General features: G+C 46.2%; 1 protein-coding gene. It reads left to right on the top strand.

Features of this window, described 5'->3' with window-relative positions; genetic code table 11:
* Positions 1–11: 11 nt before the first annotated feature.
* On the top strand, positions 12–610 hold a 599-nt coding region (locus R7Z49_RS26150), incomplete at its 3' end, for a PmbA/TldA family metallopeptidase (protein ID WP_318112580.1).

Below are 610 nucleotides of genomic sequence, written 5' to 3'. Positions count from 1 at the left end.
GGCGGTAACTAATGAGCCAAGAACAACAACTTCTTAACGCGGTTGATTACGTCCTGTCAGAAGCCAAACGCCAAGGTGCGGAAGCGGATGTGATTGTGAACCGTAACAGCAGCTTTTCGCTGAAAGCAAACCAAGGCAAGCTGGATGAGTACAAAGTCAGCTCAAGCCAAGTGCTGGGTGTTCGAGTCATTAAAGATGCTCGTGTCGCGACAAGTTATTCTGAATCATTAGAGCAACCAAGTTTAGATTTGATGCTCACAAACGCGCTGCAAAGTGCTCGTTTTTCTAAGCAAGATGAACATCAAACCATCAGCTGCGTAAACAGCAAAATCACCACTGATATTGCAGAAATTGCGCAAGACGATACCACATCGGTCGATGAGAAAATTGAACTGTCCCTCGCGCTTGAGCAAGGTGTTGTGGCTTTGCCTCACGCTTCAAGCTCACCATACAATGGTTATAGTGACGGCGAAACTCAGCTCATCATCGCGAATACTCAGGGTACGTTATGTCAACACTTCGAGCGATCGTTCACTTGTTACGCGTATACATTATTTGAAAAAGATGGCAAACAGTCGATGGCAGGTAGAATGTCGCTAGGTCGCCGTTT

The sequence above is a fragment of the Vibrio sp. 1562 genome (assembly GCF_033340155.1).
GTDB lineage: Bacteria > Pseudomonadota > Gammaproteobacteria > Enterobacterales > Vibrionaceae > Vibrio > Vibrio alginolyticus.
The sequence above is the reverse complement of the archived record's forward strand: the minus strand, read 5'-3'. Positions and strand labels throughout refer to the sequence as shown.